Annotated in this window: 22 protein-coding genes and 2 pseudogenes; 10 read left to right on the forward strand and 14 right to left on the reverse strand. The window is 65.0% G+C overall.

The annotated features are described in order from the left end of the window. The first annotated feature begins 10 nt into the window (after positions 1–10). The 4 genes from KAK09_RS07115 to KAK09_RS07130 are packed head-to-tail and all read left to right on the forward strand — an operon-like array spanning position 11 to position 3,569. Complete coding sequence (locus KAK09_RS07115; RefSeq protein WP_210878227.1) at positions 11–391, forward strand: hypothetical protein; 381 nt, start codon at positions 11–13, stop codon at positions 389–391. Between the two features lie 57 nt (positions 392–448). After that, positions 449–1,828 carry a leucyl aminopeptidase family protein gene (locus KAK09_RS07120; RefSeq protein WP_210878228.1) on the forward strand — a complete coding sequence of 460 codons (1,380 nt, stop codon included), beginning with the start codon at positions 449–451 and terminating at the stop codon, positions 1,826–1,828. After that, positions 1,825–2,601, forward strand: a complete 777-nt coding sequence (locus KAK09_RS07125; RefSeq protein WP_210878229.1) for a C40 family peptidase — start codon at positions 1,825–1,827, stop codon at positions 2,599–2,601. Before KAK09_RS07120 ends, KAK09_RS07125 begins: the two co-directional genes overlap by 4 nt. Further along, positions 2,598–3,569, forward strand: coding sequence for an agmatinase (locus KAK09_RS07130; RefSeq protein WP_210878230.1), 972 nt, complete (start codon positions 2,598–2,600; stop codon positions 3,567–3,569). The genes KAK09_RS07125 and KAK09_RS07130 overlap by 4 nt, the downstream gene beginning before the upstream one ends. Here the strand turns inward: KAK09_RS07130 and KAK09_RS07135 are convergent. Together KAK09_RS07135 and KAK09_RS07140 are read right to left on the reverse strand one after the other, a co-directional pair. Continuing rightward, positions 3,550–3,894 (reverse strand): DUF2794 domain-containing protein, encoded by a 345-nt coding sequence (locus KAK09_RS07135; RefSeq protein ID WP_210878231.1) that lies wholly within the window; start codon positions 3,892–3,894, stop codon positions 3,550–3,552. The two genes, KAK09_RS07130 and KAK09_RS07135, sit on opposite strands and share 20 nt — an antisense overlap. A gap of 59 nt (positions 3,895–3,953) precedes the next feature. After that, positions 3,954–4,202, reverse strand: a complete 249-nt coding sequence (locus tag KAK09_RS07140; RefSeq protein ID WP_210878302.1) for a hypothetical protein — start codon at positions 4,200–4,202, stop codon at positions 3,954–3,956. A 156-nt stretch (positions 4,203–4,358) separates the two neighbouring features. Here KAK09_RS07140 and yghU point away from each other — a divergent pair, with 156 nt between their 5' ends. Next, positions 4,359–5,228: a glutathione-dependent disulfide-bond oxidoreductase gene (yghU, locus tag KAK09_RS07145; RefSeq protein ID WP_210878232.1), complete on the forward strand. Its 870-nt coding sequence runs from the start codon at positions 4,359–4,361 to the stop codon at positions 5,226–5,228. A gap of 54 nt (positions 5,229–5,282) precedes the next feature. Further along, entirely contained in the window at positions 5,283–6,002 is a 720-nt protein-coding gene (locus KAK09_RS07150; RefSeq protein ID WP_210878233.1) for an NYN domain-containing protein, read from the forward strand. Positions 6,003–6,150: 148 nt separating this feature from the next. Here KAK09_RS07150 and KAK09_RS07155 read toward each other — a convergent pair whose 3' ends face one another. After that, on the reverse strand, positions 6,151–7,221 hold the full coding sequence (locus KAK09_RS07155) for a CaiB/BaiF CoA transferase family protein (protein ID WP_210878234.1): 1,071 nt from the start codon (positions 7,219–7,221) through the stop codon (positions 6,151–6,153). Between the two features lie 143 nt (positions 7,222–7,364). On the opposite strand from KAK09_RS07155, the gene KAK09_RS07160 reads away from it, so the two are divergent. Further along, positions 7,365–7,892: a CoxG family protein gene (locus tag KAK09_RS07160; RefSeq protein ID WP_210878235.1), complete on the forward strand. Its 528-nt coding sequence runs from the start codon at positions 7,365–7,367 to the stop codon at positions 7,890–7,892. A 66-nt stretch (positions 7,893–7,958) separates the two neighbouring features. Here the strand turns inward: KAK09_RS07160 and KAK09_RS07165 are convergent, their stop codons facing one another. Then, positions 7,959–8,678: an SGNH/GDSL hydrolase family protein gene (locus tag KAK09_RS07165; RefSeq protein ID WP_247651105.1), complete on the reverse strand. Its 720-nt coding sequence runs from the start codon at positions 8,676–8,678 to the stop codon at positions 7,959–7,961. 194 nt (positions 8,679–8,872) lie between these two features. On the opposite strand from KAK09_RS07165, the gene KAK09_RS07170 reads away from it, so the two are divergent. Continuing rightward, positions 8,873–9,802, forward strand: a complete 930-nt coding sequence (locus tag KAK09_RS07170) for an ABC transporter ATP-binding protein (protein ID WP_210878236.1) — start codon at positions 8,873–8,875, stop codon at positions 9,800–9,802. Next, positions 9,799–10,560, forward strand: a complete 762-nt coding sequence (locus tag KAK09_RS07175) for an ABC transporter permease (RefSeq protein ID WP_210878237.1) — start codon at positions 9,799–9,801, stop codon at positions 10,558–10,560. The genes KAK09_RS07170 and KAK09_RS07175 overlap by 4 nt, the downstream gene beginning before the upstream one ends. Here the strand turns inward: KAK09_RS07175 and KAK09_RS07180 are convergent. The 7 genes from KAK09_RS07180 to rfbC form a co-directional block, all read right to left on the reverse strand. After that, positions 10,550–11,017, reverse strand: coding sequence for a hypothetical protein (locus KAK09_RS07180; protein ID WP_210878238.1), 468 nt, complete (start codon positions 11,015–11,017; stop codon positions 10,550–10,552). The two genes, KAK09_RS07175 and KAK09_RS07180, sit on opposite strands and share 11 nt — an antisense overlap. Further along, positions 11,014–12,255: a phage head spike fiber domain-containing protein gene (locus KAK09_RS07185; protein WP_210878239.1), complete on the reverse strand. Its 1,242-nt coding sequence runs from the start codon at positions 12,253–12,255 to the stop codon at positions 11,014–11,016. Before KAK09_RS07185 ends, KAK09_RS07180 begins: the two co-directional genes overlap by 4 nt. 50 nt (positions 12,256–12,305) lie before the next feature. Further along, positions 12,306–12,572 carry a spike base protein, RCAP_Rcc01079 family gene (locus KAK09_RS07190; protein WP_210878240.1) on the reverse strand — a complete coding sequence of 89 codons (267 nt, stop codon included), beginning with the start codon at positions 12,570–12,572 and terminating at the stop codon, positions 12,306–12,308. A 149-nt stretch (positions 12,573–12,721) separates the two neighbouring features. Beyond that, a complete protein-coding gene (rfbA, locus tag KAK09_RS07195; RefSeq protein ID WP_210878241.1) occupies positions 12,722–13,594 on the reverse strand; it encodes a glucose-1-phosphate thymidylyltransferase RfbA in 873 nt (290 codons plus the stop codon). Next, a complete protein-coding gene (rfbD, locus tag KAK09_RS07200; protein ID WP_210878242.1) occupies positions 13,591–14,457 on the reverse strand; it encodes a dTDP-4-dehydrorhamnose reductase in 867 nt (288 codons plus the stop codon). Before rfbD ends, rfbA begins: the two co-directional genes overlap by 4 nt. Then, positions 14,454–15,497, reverse strand: a complete 1,044-nt coding sequence (gene rfbB / locus KAK09_RS07205; RefSeq protein ID WP_210878243.1) for a dTDP-glucose 4,6-dehydratase — start codon at positions 15,495–15,497, stop codon at positions 14,454–14,456. Before rfbB ends, rfbD begins: the two co-directional genes overlap by 4 nt. Before the next feature lie 3 nt (positions 15,498–15,500). Next, complete coding sequence (rfbC, locus tag KAK09_RS07210) at positions 15,501–16,064, reverse strand: dTDP-4-dehydrorhamnose 3,5-epimerase (protein ID WP_210878244.1); 564 nt, start codon at positions 16,062–16,064, stop codon at positions 15,501–15,503. A 258-nt stretch (positions 16,065–16,322) separates the two neighbouring features. Between rfbC and KAK09_RS07215 the strand changes: the two genes are divergently transcribed. Further along, on the forward strand, positions 16,323–16,658 hold the full coding sequence (locus tag KAK09_RS07215; RefSeq protein ID WP_210878245.1) for a hypothetical protein: 336 nt from the start codon (positions 16,323–16,325) through the stop codon (positions 16,656–16,658). Between the two features lie 193 nt (positions 16,659–16,851). Here the strand turns inward: KAK09_RS07215 and KAK09_RS07220 are convergent, their stop codons facing one another. The 3 genes and pseudogenes from KAK09_RS07220 to KAK09_RS18695 all read right to left on the reverse strand — a co-directional run. Continuing rightward, the gene (locus tag KAK09_RS07220) at positions 16,852–17,088 is read right to left on the reverse strand and encodes an Lrp/AsnC ligand binding domain-containing protein (RefSeq protein ID WP_210878246.1); all 237 of its coding nucleotides are present in this window, start codon (positions 17,086–17,088) and stop codon (positions 16,852–16,854) included. 66 nt (positions 17,089–17,154) lie between these two features. Then, positions 17,155–17,452, reverse strand: a pseudogene (locus KAK09_RS07225) (helix-hairpin-helix domain-containing protein); the annotation flags it as partial. After that, positions 17,447–17,947 (reverse strand): annotated as a pseudogene (locus KAK09_RS18695) (ISKra4 family transposase); the annotation flags it as partial. The pseudogenes KAK09_RS18695 and KAK09_RS07225, both read right to left, overlap by 6 nt. Positions 17,948–18,022: the final 75 nt, after the last annotated feature.

Raw genomic sequence — 18,022 nt, forward strand, 5'->3', positions numbered from 1 at the left:
GGGTGAGACCGTGGAACAAGTGACACCGCTGCAACAGCAGGAGCGGGTCCGGCTCGATGCCGACCGGCTGGAAACACTTTACAGACAGTTGGGCGTGCGAGGGGCTGAGGATGTGGTCTGTCGCGCGCTTGAAGAGATCGCCACGCGGCTCGCTCAGGCCGAGCGCGATTATCGCGCCGCACGTGTCTCGGAAATGCGCAAGGGCTGCCGCAGTCTGATCGCCATGGCCGATCAGGTGGGCATGTCGCTGCTGGCGCGGGTGGCGGGCGATGTGACAGGCTGCATCGACGCAGACGACGGCATCGCCCTCGCCGCCACCTTTGCGCGGCTTTTGCGGATCGCCGACCGCTCGCTTTGCGAGATCTGGGACATGGCCGACAGCCCGTTCTGAGCCTTGCAGGCGGCGCAATCTCCGCTAGGCTCTGACCAGATCTCAAGGAGACCCGCCATGCGCCCGAGTTTCGCCGCCCCCGGCACGCCCGCCATCCCGCTTCATGTGGTGGAGGAGGGTGCGCTTGATGGCTGGCTTGGCGCGCAACAGCCCCGCGTCGCGAACTGGCTGCGCGCCACGGGTTTTGCCGCCGCTCTGGGCAAGCTGGCTCTGGTCCCGGACGAGGTGGGCGGGATCGCGCTGACCGTCGCGGGCTTTGGCACAGAGAAGAGCCGCGTGCGCGGCCGGTTTCACCTTGCCAGCGTTGCAAGCGCGCTGCCCGAAGGCACCTACCGGCTTGAGGGGCTGGCCAACGCGCAGGCCGAGACCGAAGCGCTCGGCTGGCTGCTCTCGCACTACGCCTTTGACCGCTACCGCGCGCAAAGCCCCGCCAAGGCACGGCTCATCGCACCCGAGGGGATCGACGCCGCGCGGCTTGAAATCATCGCCGCGGGCGAGTGCCTGACCCGCGATCTGGTCAACACGCCCGCCAATGACATGGGGCCTGACGCGCTTGAGGCCGCGTGCCGCAAGGTTGCCACGGACCACGGCGCATCGGTCACAGTCACCGCCGGCGAGGATCTGCTGGCGCAGAACCTGCCGCTCATCCACACCGTCGGGCGCGCCGCGGCGCAGGCGCCCCGGCTTATCGACATGCAGTGGGGCGAGGCGGGACCCGCCCTTACCCTTGTCGGCAAGGGCGTGTGTTTTGATACCGGCGGGCTCAACCTCAAGCCGGGCAACAGCATGGGGCTGATGAAAAAGGACATGGGCGGGGCGGCGACGGTGCTGGGGCTGGCGCATATGATCATGGCGCTCGGGCTTAACATTCGCCTGCGGGTGCTGATCCCGGCGGTGGAAAACGCGGTGAGCGCAGACGCGTTCCGCCCCGGCGACATCCTGACCGCGCGCAATGGCGCAACTGTGGAGGTCAACAATACCGATGCCGAGGGGCGGCTTGTGCTCGCGGATGCGCTCAGTCTTGGGGCCGAGGGCGCGCCCGATCTGATGATCTCCATGGCGACGCTCACAGGCGCGGCGCGGGTGGCGCTTGGCCCCGATCTTGCGCCCTATTACACCGACGAGGCGGGGCTGGCGCGGGCGCTGGAAAGCGCCGCCGCGCGCGTGGCCGATCCGGTCTGGCGGATGCCCTTCCATACCCCCTATGAGGCGATGATCGAGCCAGGTATCGCCGATCTCGACAACGCGCCCTCGGGCGGCATGGCGGGCTCTATCACCGCCGCGCTGTTCCTGCGCCACTTTGCCGGGGGTCTTCCTTTCGCGCATTTCGACATCTACGCTTGGCAACCCGTGGCCGCGCCCGCGCGCCCCAAGGGCGGGGTGGGCATGGGCGCGCGCGCGCTGCTTGCGGCGCTGCCGGAGGTGCTGGGGCTGTGAACGGAACGCGCCTTATCGCCTGGCCGCTTGTCGATCTTTGCCGCACACCAAACGGGCCACGCGACCGGCAACTGCTCATGGGCGAAGCGGTCGAGATACGCGCCCCGTCATCCTCGGGCCTGACCCGAGGATCTTCCCCCGGCTGGGCAGAGGTCCGCGCCGCGCGTGACGGCTATGAGGGTTTCATCCCCGAGGCCGCCCTGACCACGGGGCGCATGACCCACCGGGTGCGCAGCCGCGCCACCCATCTCTACCCCGCGCCGGACATCAAGGCGCGAGAGCGTGCCATGCTCAGCCTCAACGCACGGCTGGAGGTGATCGGGCAAACCGGCAGCTTCGCCCAGACGCCGCAGGGATTTGTGCCGCTTGCCCATCTCGCGCCGCTCGACGTGCCCGAGACCGATCCCGTCGCGGTGGCCGAGCGCCTTCTCGGCACGCCCTATCTCTGGGGCGGCAATTCGGCGCTCGGGATCGATTGTTCGGGACTGGTGCAGATCGCGCTTTTGGCCTGCGCGCTCCCCTGCCCCGGCGACAGCGGCCCGCAGGAGACCGCGCTTGGGGAGGCCCTGCCCGAGGAGGCGCCCCTCGAACGTGGCGACCTGCTGTTCTGGAAGGGCCATGTGGCCTGGGTCTGCGACCACGGCACGCTCCTCCACGCCAACGCGCATCACATGGCCGTGGCCCATGAACCGATCCCCAAGGCCATCGCCCGCATCGCGGCGCAGGACGGCGGGCCGGTCACGGCACGCAAGCGACTGAAAGGACCAACATGACCAGAGACCCCTTCTTTCACCCCGTCTCGGGCTTCGATCTGCCGCGCTTTGCCGGGGTGCCGACCTTCATGCGCCTGCCGTATCTCACGCCGGATCATCCTCGCTTTGCCGAAACACAGGTGGGCCTCATCGGCGTGCCCTGGGACTCGGGCACCACCAACCGCCCCGGCCCGCGCCACGGGCCACGGCAGTTGCGCGACGCCTCGACCATGATCCGCGCGCAGCATCCCACAAGCGGAATGCGCCCGTTCGAGGCGATGAATTGCGCCGATCTGGGCGATGTCGGCCCCAATCCCGCCGATATCCCCGACAGCATGGCGCGGATCACCGCCTTTTATGACCGGGTGACACAGGCGGGCATCACGCCGCTCACGGCGGGGGGCGATCACCTGACCACGCTGCCGGTGCTGCGCGCGCTGGCGCGCCGCGCGCCTCTGGGCATGATCCTTTTCGACAGCCACACAGACCTCTATCATTCCTATTTCGGCGGCACGATGTATACGCACGGCACCCCCTTTCGCCGCGCCGTGGAGGAGGGGTTGCTCGATCCGAAACGCGTGGTGATGATCGGGCTGCGCGGCACGATGTATGACACCGAGGACCGCGATTTTGCCCGCGCAGAGGGTATCCGCCTCATCCTGATCGAGGAGTTCCATGCGCGCGGGCCCGCCGATGTGATGGCCGAGGCGCGCGGGATCGCAGGCGCAGGCGAGACCTATGTGAGCTATGATATCGACTTCGTCGATCCCGCCTTCGCGCCGGGCACCGGCACGCCGGAGGTGGGCGGGCCAACCAGCTTTCAGGCGCTCGAAGTGGTGCGCGGACTTGACGGCGTGCGGATCGCGGGGGCCGATCTGGTCGAGGTCTCGCCGCCCTTCGATCCTTCGGGCGGCACGGCCTTTCTGGGCGCGTCGATCATGTTCGAACTGCTCTGCGTGATGGCGCGCTCTATTCGATCGCGCGGATAAGCTTGCGCTCAAGCACGCGCAGCACCGTGCGCAGGTCATGCCCGCGCTTGAGGATCCGACCGTCAAGGCCGATCACCGCATATTGCCCCTGCCGCTCGCGCAGGCGGGGGCGTTTCTCGATACGGTAGAGCGGGTGTTCGGCGGTGCGGCGGAAAATCGCGAACACCGCCACCTCGCGCAGGCAGGAGATGCCGTAATCGCGCCATTCACCCGCCGCCACCATGCGCCCGTAAAGCGACAGGATCGCGCCCAGTTCGTCGCGTTGAAAGGCGACCTGCTCGACCCCCTGGGTCTGCGTGAACGGGATCGGCGGTTGCGCGTTCATGGATAAAGAGTTGCGCCAAATGTCCCGCAAATCAAGCAAATTCACAGGAGAATGATGGCTCAGGCAAAGCGCCCGTGGCAGAACCAGCCCCCCGAAAACGCCGCGCCGTGCGCCTGATAGAGCCAGAGCCACTCGCCCCGCGTGGTCAGCACCAGCCCCGGTGGCGCGATGGTCAGCAGATGTGCAGGCGGCGGGGCCTGGTGTCTTGCCCCGCGTTTTGCCGCGCGGGTACGGGTGGCGCGCCGCCGCATGAGGCGCCCGGCCCCCGGCCGGGGAAACCAGATGGACAGGATGCGACGGGCGGGCATGGCGACAGCAGATTTGTTCCTCTTTTGTTTCAAAACAGGGCACAGATCTGCCAGAGTCGGGTCGCGCGGCCCTGCACAACGCCTTGTGCGGCTTGCCCCCTTGCGGGGCGCGCCGGCGCATATACCTTGCGACCAACCAACCAGAGGACCAACAGCATGAGCGACGACACCTATACGCCCCCCGAGGTCTGGACATGGGATCAGCCCTCGGGCGGACAGTTCGCCTCGATCAACCGCCCCGTCGCGGGCGCGACCCACGACAAGGAATTGCCCGTGGGCGACCATCCGTTCCAGCTCTATTCGCTGGCCACGCCCAATGGCGTCAAGGTCACCGTGATGTTCGAGGAGTTGCTGGCCGCTGGCCATGACGCAGAATACGACGCCTGGAAGATCGACATCGGCGAGGGCGAACAGTTCGGCTCGGGCTTTGTCGCGGTGAACCCCAATTCCAAGATCCCCGCGCTTGTGGATCGCAGCGGCGCGGAACCTGTCCGCGTGTTCGAGAGCGGCTCTATCCTCATCCATCTGGCCGAAAAATTCGGGGCCTTCCTGCCCGCTTCAGGGCCTGCGCGCACCGAAACCCTCAACTGGCTCATGTGGCAGATGGGCAGCGCGCCCTATCTCGGCGGCGGATTTGGCCATTTCTACGCCTATGCGCCCGAGAAATGGCAATACCCGATCGACCGTTTTGCCATGGAGGCCAAGCGCCAGCTTGACGTTCTCAACCGCGCGCTTGAGAGCAGGCCCTTCATCGCCGGTGAGGACTATTCCATCGCCGACATGGCGATCTGGCCGTGGTATGGGCAATTGTGCCTCGGGCGGCTTTACAGTGCCGCGACCTTCCTCGACGTCGCCAGCTACACGCATGTCATGGCCTGGGCCGAAAGGATCGACGCGCGCAAGGCCGTGCAACGCGGCCGCATGGTCAATCGCAGCTTTGGCGAGCCGCACATGCAGCTTCACGAACGCCATTCGGCCGAGGATTTCGACACGAAAACCCAGGACAAGATCGGCGAGAGCGCCTAATTGCTTTCGCCCGCGCACGGGATCGGGCATGAATGGGGCAAAAGGAGCCCCTTCATGCCCAGCCGCGACACCCCCCTTCTGGCCGTCCTGATCGACGCCGACAACGTGCCCGCGAAATTCGCCGACGCGATCCTGCGCGAGGTCACAAGCTATGGCGAGCCGGGGCTGCGCCGCGTCTATGGCGACTGGTCGAGCCAGCAGCTTTCAGGCTGGACCAAGACGGCGCAGAAGCTGGGCCTTGTGCAATACCAGCAGACGGCCAATACCAAGGGCAAGAACGCCTCGGATATCGGGCTGGTGATCGACGCCATGGATATCCTGCACGCGGGCCATTTCGATGGCTTCGTTCTGGTCTCCTCGGACAGCGATTTCACCCGGCTGGCCAGCCGCATCCGCGAACAGGGACTGACGGTCATCGGCATCGGCGAGGCCAAGGCGCCCGACGCGCTCAAGAACGCCTGCAATCGGTTCGTGGCCATCGAGAACATCTATGAGGAGGCGGGCGATACGCCCGCGAGCGCGCCCAAGGCGCGGCTTGACAGCGCGCGGATCGCCGACGCGCGTCGCCTGATCTTTGACGCGATGGAAAAGATCGACAGCGAGGACGAGTGGTATCCGCTGGGGCGCCTCGGCCAGCAAATTCAGGCCGACAAGCCAGATTTCGACACGCGCAGCTATGGCAAGAAGAAGTTGAGCGACCTCATTGCCGAGTTGAAGGTGTTCGAGACCAAGCCGGGATCGGGCAATCAACTTCTGGTCCGACGGGTGGATTGAGGGGGATGATGGGCCTGAAGCAGTCTTGCGAGGCCGCGCACTTGATGTCCCTGCCGACGGGCAAGACCAAGAAAGTTCAAAATTTTCTTGAGCGGAATTTTTTCAAGATTCCGTAGCTCCGCGCCAGCTTCAGACCACTCGCCGCCCCTCACAGCCCAAGCTCAGCCCGGATCGCCGCCCCGTCCGCGCCGCGCTCGGGCGGCGCGCCCACCTCCCGCACCACCCCGTCGAAACGCGGCGCGGGAGCGGGCGCAAGCCCCTCGCCCCACACCCTGCGCGCCGCCATGTGCGGATCGCACGCCGCCTCATCGGGGCGCAACACCGGGGCCACGCAAGCATCTGACCCGGCAAAGACCCCCTCCCAATGCGCGCGCGGTTCGGCGGCAAGGATCCCGGCCAGCGCCTCGGTCTGCGCGGGCCATTGCGCGGGATCATTCTGCGCGGCAAAGCGGGGATCGTCCGACAGCCCGAGACACCCCAGAAACGTGGCGTAGAATTGCGGCTCGAGGCATTGCACCGAGAGCCAGCCGCCGCAGGCGCAGGCATAGACACGGGCCCAGTGCGGCCCGTCAAGCAGGCTCTGCCCCCGCACCATCGAGAGGTTCCCCGTGGGCCTCATCGACATCAGCAGCGCCATCATATGCGCCGAGCCATCGACAATGGCCGCATCCACCACCGTGCCCTGCCCGGTGCGCGCGGCATGGATCAGCCCCGCCAGAACCCCCGCCACCAGATAAAGCGCGCCACCGCCCACATCGCCCACCAGCGTCGGCGGGGTGAGTGGCGGCGTGCCGGGCACACCCGCATACCACAGCGCGCCGGAGGTGGCGATGTAATTGAGGTCATGCCCGGCTTGATGCGCGCGCGGCCCGTCCTGCCCCCAGCCAGTCATCCGGCCATAGACGAGGCCCGGATTGGCGGCGCGCATCTCCTCTGGCCCCAGACCCAACCGCTCCATCACGCCGGGGCGCAGCCCCTCGATCAGCGCATCTGCGCGGGCGACAAGGGCACGCGCGACGGCCAGATCCCCCGCGTTCTTCACGTCGAGCACGATCGAGCGCTTGCCCCGGTCAAGAAGGTTGCGTACGCCCGCGACCGGACTGCCCGCGCCGGGGCGATGGATGACCACCACCTCGGCCCCCAGTTCGGCCAGCATCATCGCGGCAAAGGGCGCAGGCCCCAGCCCCTCGAATTCCACCACGCGCGTGCCGTGCAGCATCTTTCCGTTCCCGACCGTCGATCCAGCCCGGAGCCTAACGCCACCCACCGCCCGAAAACAGCCCCTCTCCGACTTAAGGACCGCTTTTCACGGGGCTTTCTCTGGTCTAGTTTGCTCTCTGAAGCAGGAAGAGAGCCACGCCAATGAAAATGTCCGACAGCCGCGAGATCAAGGCAGACCGTGCAACAGTCTGGGCAGCGCTGCTCAGCCCGGAGGTGCTGAAGGAGTGCGTGCCCGGCGCGCAGGAGGTGACCGGCACACCCGAAGACGGCTTCGAGGCCACCGTGGTGCAAAAGGTCGGCCCGGTAAAGGCCACGTTCAAGGGCGCGGTCACCATCTCGAACATGGTCGAGCATGAAAGCCTCACGCTCAGCGGCGAGGGCAAGGGCGGCGCTGCAGGCTTTGCCAAGGGCGGCGCGGATGTGCGGCTCGAAGAGATCGAAGGCGGCACGCGGCTTCATTACGATGTCGAGGCCAGCGTCGGCGGCAAGCTCGCGCAGCTGGGCAGCCGGATCGTGGACGGCTTTGCCAAGAAGATGGCCGATCAGTTCTTTGCCCGGCTCGAAGAGGTGATCGAAGGCCCGCAAGCGCCCGAGGACACGCCGGAGGGGGAGGAAGAGGGGGTGGCCGAAGGCAAGAAGAAGGGCTGGTTCAAGAAGCTGATCAGCTGACCCCGCGCATGTCGCATTGAACCGGAAACCCGCCCCGGGCAAGACTCGGAACAGGTGCGACGCTCTCTAGTCAAGCCGCGCGGTATTGAGCGACACCATAGTCCGGCCCTCTGTCTCGGCAATCAGCCGCGCGATCCGCAGCCCGATCGCACGGCTTGCCTTCATCGAGGGATGGATGCGGTCCATCGCATGATAGCTGAGGTCGCCATGGGGCACCATGTCGGCCAGAGGAACGAAATGCACGCCCTGATCCAGCGCCGCAAGGCGCGCCATGCGGGCGTCCATCTCATCACCCTCATCGACACAATGCTCGATTGGGGAATTCACCCCCGGCGTGCGCAGATACCCCACATAGATCACCTGCGCCCCCGATTGCCGCAAACGCGAGACAAGACCGGGAATCGCCCCGCGCCGCCCGTTTTCCGATATCAGCCGGTCCATCCGCCGCTCGCAGCGCGAACAGCCGCAGCCCAGCCACAGATCGTTGCCGCCGCCATTGAGCACAACCCAATCCCAGGAACCGCCGCGATGCTGTTTCGGAATGCTGAGGCCAATGGCCCCCGAAATCGGCAGTTTGTAGAAGAATCGCGCCCCGGCGATGGAATTGTCCACCACCGGCTCTGCCAGTGTGCTTCGCAGCGTGGCACCGACGGACTGCCCCGCCAGCTTGTGCATGGCAAAAAGCGAATCGCCCATCATCAGGATGCGGGCCCGCCCCTCGGCAAAGGCCGGACCTGCGGCCAGTGAAACAGCCAGGACAACAGCGGTCAGGATCCGCGCGTACATCTTGCCTCTCCAGGATCAATCCGTCCCACCCGGGTAAGACCGTATCAGAGTGTGGAATGAAGGATGAACGAAAGATGGCGAAAAGACTGTTTCCAGATCGAAGCTGCGCGGGCGCGCACATCCCTCTTGCGCCCAAGACCGCTTGCAGCCGCGTGCGCACCCTCTAGGTTCGCTCTTAACAGCGAGGAACCAGCATGACTGCCATCGTCGAGGTGACCAATCTCAGCAAGACCTACAAGGACGGGTTCACCGCGCTGCGCGGTGTCGATCTGACGATTGCCGAGGGCGAGATCCTCGCCCTGCTCGGCCCCAATGGCGCGGGCAAGACCACGCTCATCTCGGCTCTATGCGGGATCACGACGCCCACGAGCGGGCAGGCGCGGATCGGCGGGCATGACGTGATCGCGGATTATCGCGCCGCACGCCGCCTCGTGGGCCTCGTGCCGCAGGAGGTGGCGCTTGAGCCGTTCGAGAAGGTCATCAACACGGTGCGGTTCTCGCGCGGTCTATTCGGGCACGGGCGCGATGATGCCCTGATCGAACGTATCCTGCGGCAACTGTCGCTCTGGGACAAGCGCGACAATCGCCTCCGAGAACTGTCGGGTGGCATGAAACGGCGGGTGCTCATCGCAAAGGCGCTTTGCCACGAGCCGCGCGTTCTTTTCCTCGACGAACCGACGGCGGGCGTCGATGTGGAGTTGCGCCGCGACATGTGGGACGTGGTGCGGGGGCTGAAAGCGCAGGGCGTCACCATCATCCTGACCACGCATTACATAGAGGAGGCCGAGGCCATCGCCGACCGCGTCGCTGTCATCAGCAAGGGCGAGATCCTGCTGGTGGAGAACAAGGCCGACCTGATGCGCCGGATGGGGCGCAAGACGCTGCGCATCGACCTTGCCGCGCCAGTGGCGGGCGCGCCCGAGGCGCTGGCGCATTATGATCTCGAACTGGCCGAGGACGGCCACGCGCTTCTTTACCATTACAACACGCGTGGCGAGGGCACGGGAATCACCCGGCTCTTGCAGGCGCTGGCGCAGGAGGGAATTTCCTTGCGCGACATCGAGACAAGGCAAAGCAGCCTCGAAGAAATTTTCGTAGGTCTGGTAAGGGAGGGCACCGCATGAACCTGCATGCCGTCTGGGCCATCTATGTCTACGAGATGAAGCGGTTTTTTCGCACGATTTTCGAAAGCCTTCTGTCGCCTGTCATTTCCACCACACTCTATTTCGTGGTCTTCGGCGCGGCCATCGGCGGTCGCATCGAAGAGGTGGAGGGTGTGAGCTATGGTGCCTTCATCGTGCCGGGGCTGATCATGCTGAGCGTGATGACGCAGGCCATTTCCAACGCTTCTTTCGGCATCTACTTCCCGAAGTTCATCGGCACGATCTACGAACTGCTGTCCGCGCCGGTCAACTTCTTCGAGATCGTCCTGGGCTATGTCGGCGCGGCGGCCACGAAATCGCTGCTCATTGGCGGGGTGATCCTGCTTACGGCGGGGCTGTTCGTCGATCTGGACATCCGGCATCCGGCGATGATGCTTGCGTTCCTGCTGATGACCTGTGTCAGTTTTGCGCTTTTCGGGTTCATCATCGGTATCTGGTCTGAGAATTTCCAGCAGTTGCAGCTTGTGCCGCTTCTGGTGATCACGCCGCTCGTTTTTCTTGGCGGCGCGTTCTACTCGGTGGCGATGCTGCCCCCCGGCTGGCAGGTGGTGACGCTGTTCAACCCGGTGGTCTACCTTATCTCGGGGTTTCGCTGGTCCTTCTTCGGGGTCGCGGATGTGGCCGTGGGCTGGAGCCTTCTGGCCATCGCGGTGTTTTTCGGGCTCTGCCTTGCCATTGTGTGGTGGATCTTTCGCACCGGCTACCGGATCAAGGCGTGAAACCCGCCCAGGCCCAGACCCTCAGTGGCGTGCGGAGGCTGTCGGGGTTGATCAGCGCCACGTCGTGCAGCACGCGCGCTTCCTCGGCCGCGTTCTGGACCGGGGCAGAATCGCCCAGGGCGGACCACGCCACTGCCATCGCCTGCCATTTCAGCGCGCCGCTCTCATCCACCGCTTCCAGCGCAGGACCGGAAAGGCGCAGGGTGACGTGGTAACGCGGGTCAAGGACCGGGGCGCGGCCCGTCTCATCATCGCCCTCCTCGATCACCACCGGCCCGATCACATCCACATGGACGCCGGGGCTGCGGGCCATGTCGCCTTCCTCACCCGGCGTCATAAGCCCGTAGAACACCGCGCCCCGCACCCAATCCGCCTCGGTTGCGGCGCGCACGACCGTATCCACGAATGGGCCGGTTCGGGCGAGGAATGTCTCGATCCCGTTGATCGACAAGCTCACCGGCTTGCATCCTGAAGTTGCTGATCCTCAAGCGGCGCGGCCCAGATGCGCAATCGTTCCACCGCGACAATTCCGATCGGCGCGATATGGAAGGGCGCCGTGCTCAGATCGGGCAGTCCTATTGATGCAGGCGGAAACGACACGCCGAAGGAAGCTAACTGAACATCATCAGAAGAATGTCGCGCCGCTACGCTGAATGGCACATTGACGCCCGGCGTCATGGCATCAGGCCCCGTGAAAGACACCCCGGGAGCGCCCCCGACCCGCTGCAATGCAACGACCCGGCCAGTGTCCGCGCCCAGAGTTTGAATATCAAGGTTTGTGAAACTCGTGCCGCTAAGCCGCCCGCTGTAGATCCTCAATTCGGCAGGGAGGTCATTATCCGAGTATGTTGCCTCGCCGCTCATCGCGACGGAAAAGCCGCCCGCCGCGAAGGGCCACCTGCCCGCGTCGATCTGCACCACGTCCGCCGCCCGTGTCACCTGCGCGTCGGTTGTCGGGATATAGCTTGAAGGGGTTGGGCCGATCTCGAACTGGGCGCCCCAGATTTCGGCATGAGACACACCGTCGCCGGCATATATGGACTCTCCGTTATCGGTCAGACGGATGACATTCGTCGCGTTTCCGTCTGACTGCGCCACCGCCGACACCCAGATGCGATGCCAACCATTGCCGGCATGTTCGACACCATAGGCCGCAAGCGCACCGGCTCCATTGGTCGTGCCGGTGATTTCGCCTGTCTGCAAATCGACGAACACGCGCGCGCTCCATGCGCTGTTCCAGGACATTATGCTTATGCCGCGCGTGGCCGATCTGGCGTAGACCGAGAATGAAAATCTCTGACCTGTGGTCACAGGGACGTTCTGCAACACACGGTGTTCTGCGGTTGCCGTATTCTCGACAAGCCGATCCGCCGCCAGCGTTCCATCCGGGGCGACAGCCGCATCTGCATTGACCGACGCGGCCTGGACTGTCCACGCCGGAAAGTTCGAGGAATTGAGCAACGAGTTTGTCCGCTGCGGCTCGATCAGAAGCCGCCGTCGCCATGCCCCGTCGCGCCAGACGTGGTGTTGCGTCCGCGCCTCGTCAGCTGCCGCCGTCTGGATCGTGCCCGTGGCGTCCGCATAGGTCGCGTTGCCTGGCCGCGAAAAGCCCAGCACCTGCGACAGGGGAATTGCTTCGCCGTTGGCCAGATGACGGCCCGACCTGAAATCGAGCACGAGACCGGGGGCGGCCAATCCGCGCGGATAGCGGCGATGCGCCGTAAGCGAAAGGTCCGCGACGAACTTCATGCGACCACCATCGCGCCGATTCCGCCAGCGGTGGTGCCGGTGGCCCAGACCCGGCGCACCCCGACTGGAAGGATCGACCAGTCCGCGACATTCAGCGTGCGCTGCGCTCCGGTGGCGGTGGTGATCCGGACAGCCCCGCCCTGTTCGACGTAAAGCGCGACAGCCACGGCGGGAAGGTCGCTCGTGTCGTCCGGCACGACCGGAAGAATATCACGCGCCGGACCTGCGAGAGAGGGCATACGGGTAGCGAAAGGATCGTTCATGAGGGCAACTCCTGCTGTGTCGTGAGGACGGAAATCAACAGGGGCGACACTTGGTTGACGACACGAAGAAAGTGTTAAGACGGCGCGCGCCGGGGACGGTTTGCGCAACGCCCTTCTCAACGGACCGGATGCGGTCGGACCGCCGGTGTTCAGTCGGCCAGCGCCGAAAGATATCGGCCATAGTCGTTCTTGGCGAACTGATCGGCGCGGGCGCGCAGCGCCTCGGCGTCGATCCAGCCCGCGCGGAACGCGATCTCGTCGGGCGAACCGACCTGAAGCCCCTGCCGTTCGGTCAGGGTGCGAACGAAATTGCCCGCATCCAGAAGACTGGCATGAGTGCCGGTATCGAGCCAGGCAAAGCCGCGCCCCATCAGTTGCACCTCAAGCGTGTCGTCGCGCAGATAGCTTTCCAGAAGCGTGGTGATCTCCAGCTCGCCGCGCGCCGAGGGTGTCACCCCGCGCGCCCGCGCAGGCGCGGTTCCGTCGAGAAAATACAGCCCCGTCACCGCATAGTTCGACGGCGGCACCTCGGGTTTCTCGATGATGGCGCGGGCGCGGCCTTCGGCGTCGAAATCCACCACGCCATAGCGTTCAGGATCAGACACGCGATAGCCGAACACCGTGCCACCCGAGTCACGCGCATTGGCGGCGGCAAGGATCTCGGGCAGGCCATGGCCAAAGAACACGTTGTCGCCCAGGACCATGGCCGAGGGCGCGCCATCAAGAAAGGTTTCCGCCAGCAGATAGGCCTGCGCCAGCCCGTCGGGCGAGGGCTGTTCGATATAGGTGAACACAAGCCCCCATTGCCCGCCGTCGCCCATCAGGCGACGGAACTGCGCCTGATCCTGTGGCGTGGTGATGATGGCGATCTCGCGGATGCCCGCCAGCATCAGCACCGATAACGGGTAATAGATCATGGGCTTGTCATAAAGCGGCAAAAGCTGCTTCGAGATGGCCATGGTGATCGGATAAAGCCGCGTGCCGGAGCCGCCGGCCAGAATGATGCCCTTGCGTATCGTCATCGGGAAACCTCTCCGATCTCTTCAAGAATGTCGTTCAGACCGGCGCGCCAGTCCGGTTGCTCAATGCCGAAGGTGGCCGCGGTCGCGCGGCAATCAAGACGCGAATTCAGCGGGCGCCGCGCCGGGGTGGGGTATTCGGCGGTCGGGATGTCCTCGACCGTGCAGACAATTCCCGCTGCGTCAAGAATGGCGCGGGCGAACCCGGCCCAGCTTGTCTCGGGGGCGCCGCTGAAATGATAGGTCCCGGACTTTTCGGGGGACGCGCGCAGCGCAAGCGCAATGCCGAGGCAGGCATCGGCCAGCGCGGTCGCGGGTGTGGGCGCGCCGACCTGATCGGCGACCACGCGCAGCACGTCGCGTTCACGCGCCAGACGCAGCATGGTTTTCACGAAATTCGCGCCATGGGCCGACACCACCCAGGAGGTGCGCAGGATGGCGTGGGTTGCGCCAGCGGCACGCACCGCCTCTTCACCCTGGAGCTTGCTGCGACCGTAGGCCCCCAGCGGGGCGGGGGCGTCATCTGGCTTCCACGGGACAGTGCCAGAGCCGTCAAAGACATAATCGGTCGAGACATGAACCAGCGGAATACCGCAGGCCGCGCAGGCCGCCGCCATCGCCCCTGGCGCCGTCCCGTTGATCGTGGTGGCCAGCGTCTCGTCCCGCTCGGCGCGATCGACGGCTGTATAGGCGGCGGCATTGATCACCGCGTCGGGGGCCGTGGCGCGGATCAGCACCGCGCAGCTGTCAGGCACACCCAGATCGGCGCGGTCTCGCCCTGCGCGCACGATGTCCACGCCGTCACGCGCTCGCCGTCCGAGTTCGGTGGCCAGTTGCCCGGTCTTGCCGAAAACCAGGATCTTCATGCCGAGACGCCCAGCCTCTGCCCCACCCCATGACGGTCAAGCAGCGCGCGCCACCAGCCCTCGTTGGCGAGATACCAGTCTACCGTGCGCGCCAGCCCCTCTTCCAGCGTCACCGAGGGCCGCCAGCCAAGTTCGTCGCGGATGCGCGTGGCGTCGATGGCATAACGCGCGTCATGGCCGGGGCGGTCGGCCACGAAAGTGATCAGATCGGCATAAGCGCCCTGCGCACGCGGGCGGCGATCATCGAGGCAGGCGCACAGCGCGCGCACAAGATCCAGATTGCTGCGCTCGGCATTGCCGCCGATATTGTAGCTGCGCCCGACCTGCCCGCTCTGGACGACCAGAAGCAGCGCCTCGGCGTGATCCTCCACATACAGCCAGTCCCGCACGTTCGAGCCGTCGCCGTAGATCGGCAGCGGCCGGCCCGCAAGAGCGTTGAGGATGATCACCGGGATCAGTTTCTCGGGAAAATGGTAGGGGCCGTAATTGTTGGAACAGTTGGTAAGAACCACCGGCAGGCCATAGGTCTCGTGCCAGGCACGCACCAGATGGTCGCTGGCCGCCTTGGAGGCGGAATAGGGCGAGCGCGGGTCGTAGGGCGTATCCTCGGTAAAAAGCCCCTCGGGACCAAGGCTGCCGAATACCTCGTCGGTCGAGATATGGTGGAAACGAAAGCTGCCGGGCCTGCCTGCGCGTGTCCAGTGGGCGCGGGCGGCTTCGAGCATGTTGTAGGTGCCGGTGATGTTGGTCTCGACAAATGTGCCGGGGCCGTCGATCGAGCGGTCCACATGGCTCTCGGCGGCAAGGTGCATGACCGCATCGGGCGCATGAGTGGCGAATATCCGGTCCAGTGCGGCGCTGTCCCGGATGTCGGCATGTTCAAGGCAGTAGCGCGGACTGTCCGCCACCTCCGCCACATTGTCGAGACAGGCGGCATAGGTCAGCGCATCGAGATTGATCACCTCGTGGCCCTGCGCAATGGCACGGCGCACCACCGCCGAGCCGATGAACCCTGCCCCGCCCGTGATCAGCAGCCTCATACCCTACCCTTTCCACTCGAATGGTGACACAAACTCCGCAAAGCCCTGCGCGGCGGCATCCTTGTCCGACAGAACCGGCGCGCGCCCCTCCAGCCCCCAGTCGATACCAAGCGCGGGATCGTCGAAGCGGACCGCGCCATCGCAGTCGGGCGCATAGTAATCGCTGCATTTGTATATGATCTCGGTATCCGGCTCGCGGGTGACAAAGCCGTGCAGAAATCCTTCGGGGATCAAGAGTTGCCTGCCGTTCTCGAAGCTCAGTTCCACCCCGAACCAGCGGCCATAGCTCGGGCTGCCGCACCGGATATCGACCGCCACATCGAACAGCCGCCCGCGTCCGCAACGCACCAGCTTGGCCTGCGCATGGGGGGGCGACTGGAAGTGCAGGCCCCGCACCGTGCCCACCTCGTGCGAAAGGGAATGGTTATCCTGCACGAAATCGCAATGCAGCCCCGCAGACTCCATCCGGCGGCGGTTCCAGCTTTCGCTGAAGAATCCCCGCCGGTCACCAAAACGCGCAGGTTCGAGGACAACAAGATCCTGCAAGGCTGTCAGCCGGATTTTCATGGCGCGCCGAAGGTCCAGCCTGTTGCTTCAAGGGGGCACGGGGCCGCGCCCGATGTCGGAATACCTGTCGCGTACAGGTTAACGTCATTGTGCGGAGAATGCCAAGAGCCGTCGCGCGACCCGGCTTTGCACGGCGGACCCGGCAAGGGCCGCGATTGAAACTATCCGCCGAACGCGACGCCGATCCCATTTCACTCTTTGCTTGCATGCGCCAAACCGCTATGCTTCTGATTGCAGCAACAGAGGAATTTACACGTCATGATAAAATTCGGAACACTGGCTTTGGCCGCAATTCTCGGAATTTCGTCAAGCCTGCCGGTGGTGGCACAACAGGCCTTCGCCCGACAGGGAAGCGAAACCGCGCTGGAGATGGCAAGCCGCATCGGCGCATGTGGCAACGGCGCAAGCATTGCAAGCGCCAACTTTGCCCAGGGCGGGTCGCTGCTTGAGGTCAGATGTGCCGCGGGCACCGGTGGCGATCTTTCCGGCGGCCTCGGCTCGGCGGGTGCGGTTGCCGCAGGCGTTGTCGGCATCGCCATCATCGCGGCAGCGGCTTCGGGTGGCGGTTCTTCAAGCTCGACCGGAACCAACTGACCTGGCGTTGCAATTCGGGCGGCCGGATATCCGGCCGCCTGTGATTTTGGCCCCTGTGGCTGGCGCGGGGCAGGGCCTATAGGCCGATGATGCTGGCCAAGGCAGGGTCGAGCGCCGCCTGGTCCACCATATCCTGGTGCAGAAGCGTCTGTGCGACGAGAGCCGCGCCATCGGCTACGCCCGGCCCGAGCCGTCAGAACGCCTTGAAGGTCAGCGTGGTCTCTGTCCGCTCGATCCCTTCGATATCGAGCAGGTTGTCGTTGATATACTTGCCGATATCCTCGGCCTCGGGGATGTAGAGCTTGAGCAGCAGATCGAAAGGCCCGGAGGTCGAATAAAGCTCTGAATGGATCTCGCGTAGCGCGATGGCCTCGGCCACGCGATAGGACTGGCCGGGCTTGCAGCGGATATTGATGAAGACGCAGCGCATTGAGGCTCTCCCGGTATGGTGGTTCGCGCCCGAGTATTTCCGCAACGCGTGCGATTGTCCATGATCTCAGGTCGGGGTGAGAAGCGGCCGCAGAAGCGCCAGCGGATGCGCGCGCAGGGAAAGGCGCAGCGCGGCGCAATCCTCGATCATCTCCTCGCCATCAAGATCGCGCGCAAAGAGCGGCAGCGGATCGGGGCTGCGGATCGCGCGCGCCTGCCAGAGCGCGCCGCGCTGCGATCCAGTCGGCCTCGACCCGCGTCAACCCCCGCACCTGTCGGAACCCCAGCCGCAGCGCCAGTCCGCCGCGCCCGTCCTGCTCTACCGTGTTGTCCCAGCACGACGCGTTGACGCAGACGGGGCGCACCGTGGTGTTCACCTGCCCCACGCATGGCAGAAAAGTCTCCAGAATTCGCGCAGCTTCCCTGAACGAATAGCGTGCCCCGAGTCCGGCCTGAAAGGCGCTGCAATTCCGGGGTTGACCGATGTGGAAACAAGTCTGCGAGCAGCGAAAGCGGCCTGGCGGGAATAGACTCCGATCTGGACACTACCGGCACACCGGCGAACGCGCGATACCTTGCCACGGAATCGGCCGAACAAGGTGTCGAGAACCCTTGGCCGATAATCATGGATGGCCCTGATCTTGCCGCAGTCAGAGCAGATCCGCCTCGCCTCTGATATCTCAGCTATCTGATTATCAAGTATGGCCTTCTGCAACAGCGCAAGCAATGTCTTCGCATCCTCTAGCCGGAGACCGATTTCCTCGGGCTGGGCTTGCCGAAGCGGATCGGACATGCGGATAAGATTTTGCGTTTTTGGGTTCGCTTTGAAAGGTCGTCTTGACGATTATCCGAACATCCATGGTCGTTTCCCTGACAGTAAAAACAACATCGCAACCGAAGACCCCCAAGTTTTGCCCGCACCACGGGCGGCGGCG

Origin of the sequence: Roseovarius autotrophicus, from assembly GCF_018069895.1 — a bacterium.
In the GTDB taxonomy this organism is placed as follows: Bacteria; Pseudomonadota; Alphaproteobacteria; order Rhodobacterales; family Rhodobacteraceae; genus Roseovarius; species Roseovarius autotrophicus.